Source organism: Marinobacterium sp. YM272 (assembly GCF_050908845.1).
Classification (GTDB): domain Bacteria; phylum Pseudomonadota; class Gammaproteobacteria; order Pseudomonadales; family Balneatricaceae; genus Marinobacterium_D.
In genome coordinates this window covers 1,591,352-1,604,061 of record NZ_CP194171.1, presented here as the reverse complement: position 1 = coordinate 1,604,061, position 12,710 = coordinate 1,591,352, and the positions used below count along the sequence as shown (strand labels likewise).

The 12,710-nt window shown below is 60.0% G+C and carries 9 protein-coding genes; 3 read left to right on the top strand and 6 right to left on the bottom strand.

Features of this window, described 5'->3' with window-relative positions; genetic code table 11:
- Window positions 1–103 precede the first annotated feature (103 nt).
- The 3 genes from folM to folX are packed head-to-tail and all read right to left on the bottom strand — an operon-like array spanning window position 104 to window position 2,333.
- Window positions 104–811, bottom strand: coding sequence for a dihydromonapterin reductase (gene folM / locus ACQUQP_RS07350; protein ID WP_432698149.1), 708 nt, complete (start codon window positions 809–811; stop codon window positions 104–106).
- Window positions 801–1,916, bottom strand: coding sequence for an inorganic triphosphatase (locus tag ACQUQP_RS07345; protein WP_432698148.1), 1,116 nt, complete (start codon window positions 1,914–1,916; stop codon window positions 801–803). The genes folM and ACQUQP_RS07345 overlap by 11 nt, the downstream gene beginning before the upstream one ends.
- Before the next feature lie 42 nt (window positions 1,917–1,958).
- Window positions 1,959–2,333, bottom strand: a complete 375-nt coding sequence (gene folX, locus ACQUQP_RS07340) for a dihydroneopterin triphosphate 2'-epimerase (RefSeq protein WP_432698147.1) — start codon at window positions 2,331–2,333, stop codon at window positions 1,959–1,961.
- A gap of 532 nt (window positions 2,334–2,865) precedes the next feature.
- Here folX and gap point away from each other — a divergent pair.
- From gap to ACQUQP_RS07325, 3 genes are read left to right on the top strand one after another with little or no spacing between them, the layout of a single operon-like run.
- Window positions 2,866–3,876, top strand: coding sequence for a type I glyceraldehyde-3-phosphate dehydrogenase (gene gap, locus ACQUQP_RS07335; RefSeq protein ID WP_432698146.1), 1,011 nt, complete (start codon window positions 2,866–2,868; stop codon window positions 3,874–3,876).
- A 4-nt stretch (window positions 3,877–3,880) separates the two neighbouring features.
- Window positions 3,881–5,329, top strand: coding sequence for a pyruvate kinase (gene pyk / locus ACQUQP_RS07330; protein ID WP_432698145.1), 1,449 nt, complete (start codon window positions 3,881–3,883; stop codon window positions 5,327–5,329).
- 47 nt (window positions 5,330–5,376) lie between these two features.
- Window positions 5,377–5,832: a methylglyoxal synthase gene (locus tag ACQUQP_RS07325; RefSeq protein WP_432698144.1), complete on the top strand. Its 456-nt coding sequence runs from the start codon at window positions 5,377–5,379 to the stop codon at window positions 5,830–5,832.
- A 20-nt stretch (window positions 5,833–5,852) separates the two neighbouring features.
- Here ACQUQP_RS07325 and ACQUQP_RS07320 read toward each other — a convergent pair whose 3' ends face one another.
- From ACQUQP_RS07320 to ACQUQP_RS07310, 3 genes are read right to left on the bottom strand one after another with little or no spacing between them, the layout of a single operon-like run.
- Window positions 5,853–10,979: a diguanylate cyclase domain-containing protein gene (locus tag ACQUQP_RS07320; protein ID WP_432698143.1), complete on the bottom strand. Its 5,127-nt coding sequence runs from the start codon at window positions 10,977–10,979 to the stop codon at window positions 5,853–5,855.
- Window positions 10,979–11,695 (bottom strand): hypothetical protein, encoded by a 717-nt coding sequence (locus ACQUQP_RS07315; RefSeq protein ID WP_432698142.1) that lies wholly within the window; start codon window positions 11,693–11,695, stop codon window positions 10,979–10,981. The genes ACQUQP_RS07320 and ACQUQP_RS07315 overlap by 1 nt, the downstream gene beginning before the upstream one ends.
- Entirely contained in the window at window positions 11,695–12,501 is an 807-nt protein-coding gene (locus ACQUQP_RS07310; protein ID WP_432698141.1) for a gamma-glutamylcyclotransferase family protein, read from the bottom strand. The genes ACQUQP_RS07315 and ACQUQP_RS07310 overlap by 1 nt, the downstream gene beginning before the upstream one ends.
- Window positions 12,502–12,710 lie beyond the last annotated feature (209 nt).

Here is a 12,710-nt window from a genome sequence, read left to right as displayed (position 1 = left end):
GTCTGGCATCAAGGCGACGGGCGCCCTGCAGATCCGTCTATGTATCAAAACCGATACAACTGAATAACGGATTATGCCTAAGTCCTTTTATTCCACTCGTCGATCAGCGGGGTTTGACGTTACGTCCGCCATTAAGTTCCATACAACTCCCCGTGACGTAGGGGTTATCCAGCAGATAGCGAACCGCCTGGTAGACCACTTCAGCGCCGGGTTCGATCCCGAGGGCAGATTTTTTCAGGGTTTTCTCACGATAGGCCGCATCGTCATCCGGGTTAAACAGGATCATCGAGGGCGCAATACTGTTGACCTTCACATCAGGCGCCAACAACCCTGCAAACGAGAGCGTCATATTTTCCAGTGCCGCTTTCGTGGCGGCGTACGCGATGTGCCTCGCGGAGCCCTGCCCCGCAACCCAATCCGTCATATGGATGATGTCGCCCTGACGGTCCGCGCCGAACCAGCGTCGGGCGGCCTGATTGATCAGATAAGGCGCCTGCATGTGCACCATCATCATCTGCTGCATCGCCTCTGCACCCTCGCTGTCATCCATCCAGGTTGAGGCATTGTGAATAATTGCCCGTAACCGCAGAGCGCGCCGATCGATATCGGCAATCAGCGCTTCGATCCCCTCGACGGTGGAGAAATCAGCCAGCAGCACCTCAACGCCCTCCAGAGGTTCGCCCGCCCACTCCTGCCGGTGGGAACGGCAGGTGATCATGACGTTAAAGCCATCCTCGACCAGGCGCTTCGCACAGTGCAGCCCCAGCCGTTGAGCGCCGCCGGTAATCAGCACCCAGGATTTAGTCTCCATGACACTCCTTTCTCAGACTTTCAAACAGGCTGATCTCTTCAGCACTCAGGCTGACGCCCTGCAATTTTTTCTGCTCTTTCTGCGCCCGCCCAGGCTGATGCCACCGCAGTAACCACTGCGAGAGACTGAGGGTTAAAAGCCCCCAGTCACAGCCCCGCTCCAGCAATGCCAAAGCGGCCTGGGCGCTCGATTTTTGCGAAACAGAAAGATCGAGACAGGCCAGAGCGCGCTGCAAGCGTACAATTCGATCCACACTGTCAGGCGGGAAATCCTCCCCCAGACGGATCGCCAGACCACTGAACACACGCAGATAATCCAGCGTCCTTTCAACCTGTGCCAAAGCCCGGGAATCGCCCATCGCCAGCAGTTCCGAATCGGTCAACGCCAGGCTGAGCAGGTAGCGACAGAGTTCGGTCAGCGCGTCATCGACAGGCAGCTCGGTCACCCGCTCCCGAAGCACCGGCGGAAGTGGCCTTCGCCCCGCCTCCACCAGCCGATAGCCCCGCTCAGCCTTGGCACTGTCCCAGGGCATAACGGGGAGCTCGCGGGCAACCTCCATGGCAAATTCCAGCAGCGCTTCCTGGGGACCCTGGCGCAACTCCAGCTCCAGCTCCCTGAACGGTTCGATACGCTCAGGAGTACGTGCATCACCCCGGTCCAGCGCCACCTCGATTTCCACCGGCTCGCCGTCGCGACGCCATTGCAGGGAGCCCTTGGTACGGGTGAAATCGGTGCGAAACAGCGGCGTCAGCTGCTCAAGGACCCTGGCATCCACGCCGGATGGCAGGTCGAACTCAAGCAGACGTTCGGGCTCCAGCAGCTCCTGCTGCAGATACCAGTCCCACTCGGCACGTACAGACAGTCCGGCAAGGCTGTCACCGCGGCCCTTGAAGGTTTGAATCACCTGGTCGCCATCCCGCCGCAGACGCAGGGCGAACCCCGCGCGATCAAGCGCCAGATCGGGCGTATCGAAGTACTGATTAGTGAGTTCGACCTGCTGCCAGTGACCAACAAGCCGCTGCGCAAACACCGGCAGCGCCGACAGCTCCAGCGTCAGGGAAGCGGACAGGCGCAGCTTGATTTCCGTTTCGGTCAATACGCCCACATCAGCCTCCCCCGCAGTTAAAACGCTCGACTCCAAGCCTGCTCAATCGCGGCGATCGCACAGCGTGATCGATACCGAATCAGCAAAGCGCAGTGCGTGCGGCTTATCCACCTCGACCTGGGCAAAGCAGACCATCGGATCCTCCATCACCAGTGCCAGCACCTCGCTGACCAGGCGCTCCAGCAGCAGGAACTTGCCATCTTCGACATGGTTGATGATCGCCTTGTTGATGGTGCGATAGTTCAACGCATGATCGATATCGTTGTGCTCGATAGCACTGCGCACCCGGTACCGTACCAGCACATTGATAATCACGTCCTGGAGCTTCTGTTTCTCCTCATCGTTAATGCCGATGTAGGTTCGCAAACGCAGATTCTTGATTCTGATCGTCGCCTGTCCCGGCTCCGCCTGATTCATACACCCTTCCCTATCAACTGCTGACATTCCTCACACTCTGCGTTCGGATAACGCAAAGGCTTGAACATCATACACATATGCCATGCCGCTATCACAACGGCAAAGCGCCCTGACGACAGCCCATGTTCGACCAGCGATCTACGTACCCAGATCCCTGACCGATCAACCCAGCAGCATACCGCCCCCTGGCAAAGCCGCTGACAAACTCTCTGTTGCAGTCAATCAAGCCACCTAATCTCATCTACACTTTAAGTCAGGCAGCGATAGGGCGATCAACGGCTACAGGGAATATGTAAGTAAATTACGTACTGCCAGCCAGAGTCTCCTCGCCGGGTTCCGCCAGGCAGACAGCAGAGCCACAGGCTCTCAGACACAAAAAAACAGCAAACCTGCCGATAAAACAAAACTGTTCAGTGAGTTAGCAGCCCCTTCTCGAAACAAATTTACGTAACTTAAACAAAATAAAGTTGACAATACCGCGCTTACAAACCCTATAATTACGTAAGTTTTACAATATTTTCAGAGGTGACCCATGACTATCCGTGTAGCAATCAACGGCTACGGCCGTATTGGACGTAACGTTCTGCGTGCACTCTATGAGTCCGGCAAGCGCGATAAAATAGAGATCGTCGCAATCAACGACCTGGGCGACGCGGACATCAATGCTCACCTCACACGTTTCGACAGTGTGCATGGCCGCTTTCAGGGCGAGGTGATCGTCGATGGCAACAACCTGGTGGTTAACGGTGACAGCATCCGCATCCTCGCCGAGCGCGACCCGGCAAAGCTGCCATGGAATGAACTGAACGTGGATGTTGTCTACGAGTGTACCGGCCTGTTCACCTCCCGCGACAAGGCCGCTGCCCACCTCGAAGCCGGCGCCCGCAAGGTGATCATCTCAGCACCGGCCAAGGGCGCCGACGCTACCGTGGTTTACGGTATCAACCAGAACAGCCTGACCGCCGACCACCAGATCATCTCCTGCGCCTCATGCACCACCAACTGCCTGGCGCCGATCGCCAAGCCGCTGAATGATGCCATCGGTATCAACAACGGCCTGATGACCACCATCCACTCCTATACCAATGACCAGAAACTGTCCGACGTCTACCACTCCGACCCCTACCGTGCACGTTCTGCCACCCAGTCGATGATCCCGACCAAAACCGGTGCTGCCGCAGCCGTCGGCCTGGTACTGCCGGAGCTGAACGGCAAGCTGGACGGCATGGCGGTGCGGGTGCCGACGATCAACGTCTCGCTGGTGGACCTGACCTTCGAGGCCGCCCGCGACACCAGCGTTGAAGAGGTCAACTCTATCATTGCCGAGGCCGCCAACGGCCCGCTCAAGGGGATTCTCGCCATCAACCAGCTGCCCCTGGTATCCATCGACTTTAACCACGATCCGCACTCATCCATCTTTGATGCAGCCCAGACCCGCGTAAACGGCCGCCTGGTCAAGGTGATGAGCTGGTATGACAACGAGTGGGGCTTCTCCAACCGGATGCTCGACAACACTCTGGCACTGATGAAAGCGGGGGCCTGATCCGATGCAGCGAAGAACAAAGATAGTCGCAACTCTTGGCCCCGCCACCAGCTCTCCCGAGGCGGTCGAAGCGCTGGTTGAGGCGGGTGTTAACGTGGTCCGCCTGAACTTCTCCCACGGCAGTGCCGAGGACCATCGACAGCGGGCTGAGCTGGTGCGCCAGTTTGCCGCCAAGCACGGCCGCTTTGTCGCCATCCTCGGAGACCTCCAGGGCCCGAAGATACGTATCGCCCGCTTCAAGGATGGTCCTGTACAACTGCACAACGGTGCCCGCTTCGCGCTGGACGCGTCTCTCGATAAAACCGCCGGCACCTCCACCTGTGTCGGTATCGACTACGAAGAGCTGGTCAGTGACAGCAGGCCCGGCGACATCCTGCTGCTGGATGATGGCCGTGTGGAGCTGAAAGTGCTGGAAGTGGCCGGCAGCCGGATCGAGTGCGAGGTACTGATCGGCGGCCCCCTATCCAACAACAAGGGGATCAACCGCCAGGGTGGCGGACTCTCCGCCGGCGCGCTCACCGACAAGGATTTCGAGGATATCAAAACCGCCGCCAGCATCGGTGTCGACTACCTGGCCGTCTCTTTCCCCCGCAGTGCCAGTGATATGCACCAGGCACGGGAAGCCCTGCTGGCCGCTGGCGGCAAGGCAGGCCTGGTCGCCAAGATCGAGCGCGCAGAAACGGTACAGGACAGCGACACCCTGGATGAGATCATTCTCGCTTCAGAAGCGGTGATGGTCGCCCGTGGGGACCTGGGCGTGGAGATCGGCGATGCCGAGCTGATCGGTGTGCAGAAGTACATCATCGATCGCACCCGCACACTGAACCGCGTGGTCATCACCGCCACCCAGATGATGGAATCGATGATCACCCAGCCGATGCCGACGCGGGCCGAGGTGTTTGATGTGGCCAACGCCGTGCTCGATGGCACCGACGCGGTGATGCTCTCCGCCGAAACCGCAGCCGGCGCCTACCCGATCGAAACGGTCAAGGCGATGTCCCGGGTGATCATCGGCGCAGAAAAGCACCCCCGTGCCCACGTATCCAAGCACCGCCTGAACGAAGCGTTCACCCATATCGATGAGTCGATCGCGCTGTCGGCCATGTATACCGCCAACCACCTTGAAGGAATCAAGGCGATCATCTGCCTGACCGAGACCGGCGCAACGCCCTTGCTGATGTCACGCATCCGCTCATCACAGCCGATATTCGCCTTCTCGCGGCATCCGGATACACAGACCCGCGTAGCGCTTTACCGCGGCGTGAAGACCGTGCCCTTTGTCGCCACAGAGGTTCCCAACGCCGAGATCAATCAGCGCGCGGTTGATGAGCTGGTGCGCCGGGAGATCGTCAGTGATGGCGACCTGGTCATCATCACCAAGGGCGATTACATCGATGCCCAGGGCGGTACAAACACCCTGAAGGTGGTCCGCGTTGGCGACCGCGTCAATTAACACCGGCCAGAACGTGCCGCCCAAGTGACCCACCCGGAGTAAAGCTGATGCAGACCACGCTCGTGGAAATGGGAGCCAGCAAAAAGCTGGCCCTGGTCGCCCATGACAACCGCAAACCGGACCTGCTTGCCTGGGCCGATAAACAGAAAGCGGCACTGTCAGAGCATCAGCTTTACGCCACCGGCACCACCGGCCACATGCTGAGCCGGCAGCTTGGTCTGCCGGTCCATTCCCTGCTCAGCGGCCCCATGGGGGGCGACCAGCAGCTCGGCGCCCGTATCGCCGAAGGGGAGATCGACCTGCTGATCTTTTTCTGGGATCCACTCGACGCACAGCCCCATGACCCGGACGTAAAGGCCCTGCTCCGAATCGCCGCTGTCTGGAATATCCCCGTCGCCTGTAACGAGGCGTCCGCCGACTTTATCTTCGGCTCCGGTTACCTGAACCAGCCCTACCAGCGACGGGTGCCGGACTACAGCGACTACCTGCAGAAGCGGACCTGAAAAGACCTGTCTCCTACCCTCTAGCCCGGCTCGCTCTGCAGCCAATGCGACCGGTCCGCCGGTGCAGGCTGCACCTGGTTACGCCCGGCATGCTTGGCCCGGTAGAGCGCCGTATCCGCTGCCCGCAACAGCTCCGACACCGACCCGCCTGCACCTGGCACTGCGGTGGCCACACCGACACTTACCGTCACCACTGCGCCCAGCGGCGAGCGGTCGTGGGTAATAGCCAGCTGCTCTATCGCCCTGCGCACTTTCTCGCCGACGAAACAGGCCCCCGGATTAGGGGTATTGGGCAGCACCAGGACAAACTCCTCGCCACCGTAACGCGCCACCAGGTCAGCTGGGCGCAACAGATGGCTTTTCAGCTCAGCAGCAACCGCCGACAGGCAGTCGTCGCCGGCCTGATGTCCGTAGGTATCGTTGAACGTTTTGAAGTAATCCACATCCAGCATGATGATCGACAGCGGCTCGCGCTCCCTGCGCAGGCGCACCCAAACCTCTTCCAGGTAGCTGTCGCTGCGGCGCCGGTTCGCCACACAGGTAAGACCGTCCAGATCCACCAGCCCCTGCAGTTCCAGGTTCGCCTGTTCCAGCCGCGCGGTACGCTCCGCGACCTTCTGCTCCAGCCTGTGAGTGTAATTCTGAACCTGCTCATAGAGCCGCGCATTCTCGATCGAGACTGCCGCCTGGGCTGCCAACAGCCGCACCAGCTCCACCCGCGCCTCGGTGAACACGCCGGAGGATAGGTTATTTTCCATATAGATCACGCCCTCAAAGCGATCCCTGCGCACCGGCACACAGAGAACCGACAGGGGTCCCCCGGAAAGGATGTAGGGGTCCTGCTGAAACGCTCCCTCGCGCGCAGCATAGTCCAGCACTACCGCTGCATCGCCACTGAGCGCCGCGCTGATGAGCGTCACCGGCAGTGGCAGCTCTTCCCCGTCGGCCAGAGCGACCCGGGACAGTGCAGGCAGATCCAGCGCCGGCGCATTATCCGGTCGATTCAGTGCTGCAACCCTTAACTCCCCCGCCTGCCGGGTGACAAGACAGCCCCACTGCCCGCCAGCGCTTTCGAGGAGGATATCCATGCTCTTGTTGAGCAGCTTCTCCTGCACCATTTCGCCGGAGATCTCCCTGGACGCTTTCATCACCGACGCCAGGTCCAGGTCACCGGTGTCGATCCCGTGCGCAGACTGAGTGCGAGCCGATCCCCATTCACGCAGCAGCGGGAACTCCCGCTCCATCAACTCGACCTTGCGATGCGCCCCCCAGCGGTCGAACACGCGATAGGCGGCACGCAGATAGCCCTCGGCGCTGCGCCTTTTCCCCAGTGACAACAGATGCCGTGCGGCACACTCACTGGCGACGGCTTCATCGCGCAGGAAGCCCGCCTCCCTGGCGGTATCGATAGCCAGGTCGTAGCGGTCGCAAGCCTCAAAGTGCTGCCCCTTCAACCGCGCCAGCTCAGCCTCCATCAGGTATTGCAGATGCCTGAAATTAGCCTCGCAGTTATCCGCCCAGCGGGTCATTCGCGCCAGGTCATGCTCAAGCCTTTCACGGGTGCGCTGCTGCTCCGCCGGCGTCATTTCAGGGTAGTGCCTGGCCAGCGTCAGGCAGGCAACAATATAAAATCGGGTCAGTTGCGGCAGCGACATGGCCGACTTGATCAGCTTGTCCTGTGCCTGCACATGCCTGAGCGCTTGCTCATAGCCACCGTGCAACAGGCACACTTCGGCACTGTAGATATGGTAATTCGCGATACCGGTCATAAACCGACGCTGCTGCATCCCCTGCAGACAGGCCTGCACATCAAAGTTCGCATCGCTGAGACTGAAAGGCGTGTCGGTTAAGCCGAGAAGATTACGCTGCATCTGCAGGAACAGTGACCCTGAATCCAGCGAATCCTGGTAGGCACACTCACGCACTATTTTCAGGTTTTCCGCATGCAGCCGGTGCGCCGTTTCCAGGTCCAGCGTCGGATCCCAGATAACGCAGTCCTGGGCACTGTAAGCCAGGTAAAGCAGGTCACCGGACTGGTAGCCAGCCTCGATGCCACGCTGAAACAGCGGCGTCAGGCTTGCCCAGTGGTTACTCCAGTGATGGACAAACATGGCGTACACGTAAACAACCCGCGCCCGCAGCGGCAGGTCATCAATACGCTCATTGATTGCCAGCCCGACGCGACCGTATTCATAGCCCAGCGCCGGTTCATCCAGCTCGCCACACAGCAGCATGCCGTATGCAGCGTAGGCAAAGGCCGACTCGGGGCTGTTGCCATGACGCAGCGACAGATTGACCGCTTTAAGCACCAGGTAGGGGAAAATATTGCCACTGCCGGAGAGAAAAGCTGCAGCAAAGATTTCGTTGAGCAGGCGCATGGCCATCAAGACCGCGTCATTATCAACCTGGGGAGCATCCACAAGATCAGCAATCCGACGCCCGGCCAGATTGGCGATGACCTGCGCCTTCTCCCGCTCAATATCCGCGACGCCGGGCGTCTGGGTAAATTCCACACCCAGTGCCGCCAGCCCCAGAATGGCAGACTGGATCGACTCCTCCATCCGCCCCAGCGTTGCGCACTGACGCGTCCGGGTCGCGAGAATATCGGCACGTTCCAGTGTACTGCCGGCATGATCCAGCATCACATCGATCCAGCGGTCAGCCTCAGCGGTCATTCCATTCAGGTAGGCGCACAACTGGGTCTCGGCTGCGAGCGCCTGCATCAACGCAGGCAGTGTCTGCCAGGGTTGCTGGGGTAACAGTTCGTGGGCAACCTGCAGATAGTCATAGGCCGACCGGTACGCCGACGAGCGCCGTGCACGCCGCCCTGCTCGCAGGTTCAGCTCGGCCAGCTGCAGCCGTTCACCGGAATCATCGATCAAGCCACGACCGGCATTCAGGTGATCGATGATCTCGACCAGGCGTGAGTCATCCAGCGCAGCACCTTCGCCCCTGAGCATCAGCCGCCCGATGCTGAGATGCACCTCATCCAGATGCTCCGCCTCGATCAGCGCATACGCCGCCTGCTGCACCCGGTCATGCTGGAACCTGTAACTCGGGCTAACACCCCAGTCACCGCTGCCTTGTTCCGTCAGGCAACCACCGAACAGACGATAGTCACTGTGCAGGGGCAACACAGCATGCTGTTTCAGTGCAGGCAGCAGCGCCGCCGCCGTTTCGTCCACCGTCAGCTCGGAGATGGTGGACAGGGTCTGCAGATCAAAGGTCCCGCCGATACAGGCCGCAAGCTGCAGCACTTGCTGCGTTTGCGGCTCAAGCTGGCGAAGACTTCCAACCATGAACTCAACTACATCCTCACTGACGCTGGCCCAGCTTGCGGCATCAAGATCCCAGTCCCAGCCGGCACCGGAAGCCGCCGGGAAAATCGCCCCGTCCTTATGCAACTTGCGCAGCAGCTCATTGGTAAACAGCGGATTGCCCTGTGCCTTGGCGAACAGCATCTCACTCAGAGGCCGCGACTGCGCCTCGTCGCGACAGAGCGCTCCGGCGACCAGCTGCGCCACCGCATCGGCCTGCAAAGGCGCCAGCGGCAGATGGCAAATCTCACGCTGCTGCTCCAGTTGATCGAGCATCAGGCTCAACGGGTGCCCGGGGCCGACTTCGTTGCTGCGATACGCCGCTATAAGCAACAGATGGTTAAGCTCATGGGACGTGACAAAACGCTGCACTAGCTCCAGCGTCGGTACATCGCTCCACTGCAGGTCATCGAGGAAAAGCACCACCGGGTGACCTTCCCCGGCAAAGGCGCGCAGAAATGCCGTCAACACAATCTGCAGCCGATTGCGCGCCTCCGCCGGCGGTAACGAGGGCACCTGAGGCTGGGGGCCCAGGATCAGTTCCAGCTCCGGCACCCGCTCTATAACCAGACAGGCGTTGGGCGCCAGCGCACTCTGCAGGCGTTCACGCCACTGCTCCAGGCTCTCTTCGGGTTCAGCCAGCACCTGCTGAACCAGGCTGCGAAAGGCGCTACAGAGGGCCTTGTAAGCTTCGCCGCTATGCAGTTGATCAAACTTGCCCTGCACCAGAAAGCCGCGCTCTCTCACCAGCGGGCGGTCGATCTCGTTGACCAGGGCCGATTTACCGACACCGGAATAACCATGGACCAGACAAAACTCGTTACGCCCTGCAGCGGCCGACTCAAACAGCTCAAACAGGGTGGCAAGTTCCGGGGTGCGCCCGTACAGTGTCTGCGGAATAAGAAACTTCTGTACGCCGTCCTTTTCGCTCAGCTCAAAAGGCGCTAACTCTGCACCTGAAGCAACGCATTGCGCACACTGGCGCAGATCATGTAAAAGACCGGCGGCGCTTTGGTAGCGCGCCTCGGGGTTCTTCGCCAGCAGTTTGAGTACGATGGCCGACACCGGTGCCGGCAGCCCGGGCCTCAGTTCATGCGGGGCCGGAGGCTCACGGCTGATATGGCTATGCACCCACTCCAGCACACCGCGAGCCTGGAAAGGATGTCGACCGGTAAGCAGCTCAAACAGCAGGATACCCAGGGAGTAATAGTCCGAGCGGTAGTCCAGATCCCGGTTCATCCGCCCGGTCTGCTCCGGTGACATGTAGGCGAGCGGCCCTTCAAGTCGCCGTGACAGCTGTACCGCCTGGCGCTCCTGGTCCAGTTCAGAGGCGATACCAAAGCCGCACAGTGCAATAGCGCCGCTGACCGGATCTACCTGCACGTGCTCGGGCATTAGTGCCTTGTGGACTAGATCCCGACCATGAATACCGCTCAGAACAGTGGCAATACGGATGCCCAGATCGAGCACCTCGCCAACCCCGAGACTGGAACCCTGTGCGTTATCCAGGCGATGCCTCAGATTACTGCCATAGAGGTCGGCCACTAACGCCAGGTTACCGCTGCCATGGGGAACAAGCGCATGTACCCGGCGCACACCGTCCACAAGGTTCAGGCGCTGTGCAATCAGCCCCTCGCGGCGGATTCTGGCAACCTGGTGGCGGTTGGGGAATTCAGCATCGATGGTTTCCACCGCCAAGACCGCCGAATCGGCTTCTCTGCGAGCCCGGAAAATCACGCGATCATCGACGCGCTCCAGCACTGACAGCAGCTGGTAACCGGGCAGCGAAATCCCCGCCCCGCCCAGGTAGGCACTCACCTCAGAGTTCATCAGACACCAAACACCCGGTTGAAGCGGTCGCTGAAGTCACTGTGCGCCGTCTCGTACAGGGGTTGGCCATGGCCACAGAGGACATGCTTGAACGCCAGGGCCTTGAGGCGGGTGAAATCCTCACCCGCCGGCGATGCCGCCTGCATCCAGACAGGCCCAAGGTTAGCCGGTGTGAAAAAGCCCATCTCCTGCATCAACGCCCGGGAGGTATCGGAGAAGTATTCGTCTGGTGCATGCCAGTTCTGCAGCGCGTCGCAGGCGATCAGGATGCCGCCGGAGCGCTCCAGGCGCAAAATGCCCTCGGGAATACCGGTGGTAGCGAAAACGAACAGCGATGCATCGGTAATTGGAAGTGGGCCATCACTGCTCAGTATCCGCACCGCCTCGGCCGGTACCTCAGACTCCATGCCCGGCAGCACCCAGTACTGCGCCTTGTAACGATCCACATAGAAGGCATCATCACGCCCATGCAGACAGCCCAGGCGCACCACATCGGTCACCTGTCCCAGCTGATCCAGCCGTGCCAGCCCGTCCTCATCCAGACGCACACTGTTGATAACAATCAGCCGTTCACCGTCACGCACCACGATCATGTTGCGGCTGAACTGCCAATCCATCTGCTGAAGAACGGTTTCCATGGAGCCCGTTACAAAGAAGACGTCCGGAAACACCTCTTCGAGTGAGCCATGCGGCAACGCCGGGGTAAATTGGTCCATTACTGCTCATCCTTTAATGTCTTGTAAGTGAAGCGCCCCACATAGCGGTACTCACGGGCATACTCATTCAGATAGGCATTGAGGTAGCGCCGTTGCGCCTCGCTGAGACGCCCATGACGTATATCCTCATCGGTTTCAGTGCCATCACTGCTATCGAGCCGCTTAAGATGAAACAACGTCATATCCCGGCCGCCGAAAAAGTCCTTCAGGTAGTCGTGATAGGGACGCGCCCGGGACATATCGAATACCGCCCCGTAAAGCGCCGTATATAGCGGCCTTTGCGCCAGCGACAACTGGTCATACTCTGGATAACTCCCGTTCGGGGGCTGAAACGGTGGGTAGGGTTCGGGCTCAAACACAGGCTGTTTTTCCAGCTTGTGCACATAGTCCGGGTCCAGCCCGGCCTGCTGCGCGCCCTGAATCAGAATATTGAGATAGCGCCGGCTTGGTTTGCAGTCGTGATTAATAAAGCCGGGCAGCCCCACATAGACGATCGCGGGGACAACCGCACCGGCGGCGTCGACTTCTACCTCGATACGGTCATAACCGTGCCCATAGGCTTCCGTGGCGTCCAGCGGCGCCAGCGCCTCGTCCGGGCAGTCATGCAGCACACCCAGAACGCGATCGGAGGGATCATCACTGGGAACAATATTGCCCACCCCTCCCTCGTGACGGAAAAAATGCTCGACGTTGAAACACAGGCGCCAGCCATAAAGTACCGCCGGACGCGAAGCCAGAGGCTCCACACCCTTGGCCCGCAACGCCGTGATACTCATGTTCGAGCCGAACCCGAAATAACGAAACATGCCGCAATCAGCTCCCTTGTGCGGGGCAAACTATCCAGCGGGTAGTAAAAATTTGCCCTATCCTGCGCGCTGTTTCAGCGGTCGTTAGCTGCCAGGTTGCGCGTCATTCGTTAAAGCCCCATGCGGGCAGATACCCGATAGTACCTAAATGCCGACGAAGATAAACACTCACACCGCGATCGCTGTCCACTATCGACCTTGTCAGACTC

Coding starts and splice junctions, on each gene's coding strand:
- folM (WP_432698149.1), bottom strand. CDS start 811: ATGGAGACTAAATCCTGGGTGCTGATTACCGGCGGCGCTCAACGGCTG.
- folX (WP_432698147.1), bottom strand. CDS start 2,333: ATGAATCAGGCGGAGCCGGGACAGGCGACGATCAGAATCAAGAATCTG.
- pyk (WP_432698145.1), top strand. CDS start 3,881: ATGCAGCGAAGAACAAAGATAGTCGCAACTCTTGGCCCCGCCACCAGC.
- gap (WP_432698146.1), top strand. CDS start 2,866: ATGACTATCCGTGTAGCAATCAACGGCTACGGCCGTATTGGACGTAAC.
- ACQUQP_RS07310 (WP_432698141.1), bottom strand. CDS start 12,501: ATGTTTCGTTATTTCGGGTTCGGCTCGAACATGAGTATCACGGCGTTG.
- ACQUQP_RS07320 (WP_432698143.1), bottom strand. CDS start 10,979: ATGAACTCTGAGGTGAGTGCCTACCTGGGCGGGGCGGGGATTTCGCTG.
- ACQUQP_RS07325 (WP_432698144.1), top strand. CDS start 5,377: ATGCAGACCACGCTCGTGGAAATGGGAGCCAGCAAAAAGCTGGCCCTG.
- ACQUQP_RS07315 (WP_432698142.1), bottom strand. CDS start 11,695: ATGGACCAATTTACCCCGGCGTTGCCGCATGGCTCACTCGAAGAGGTG.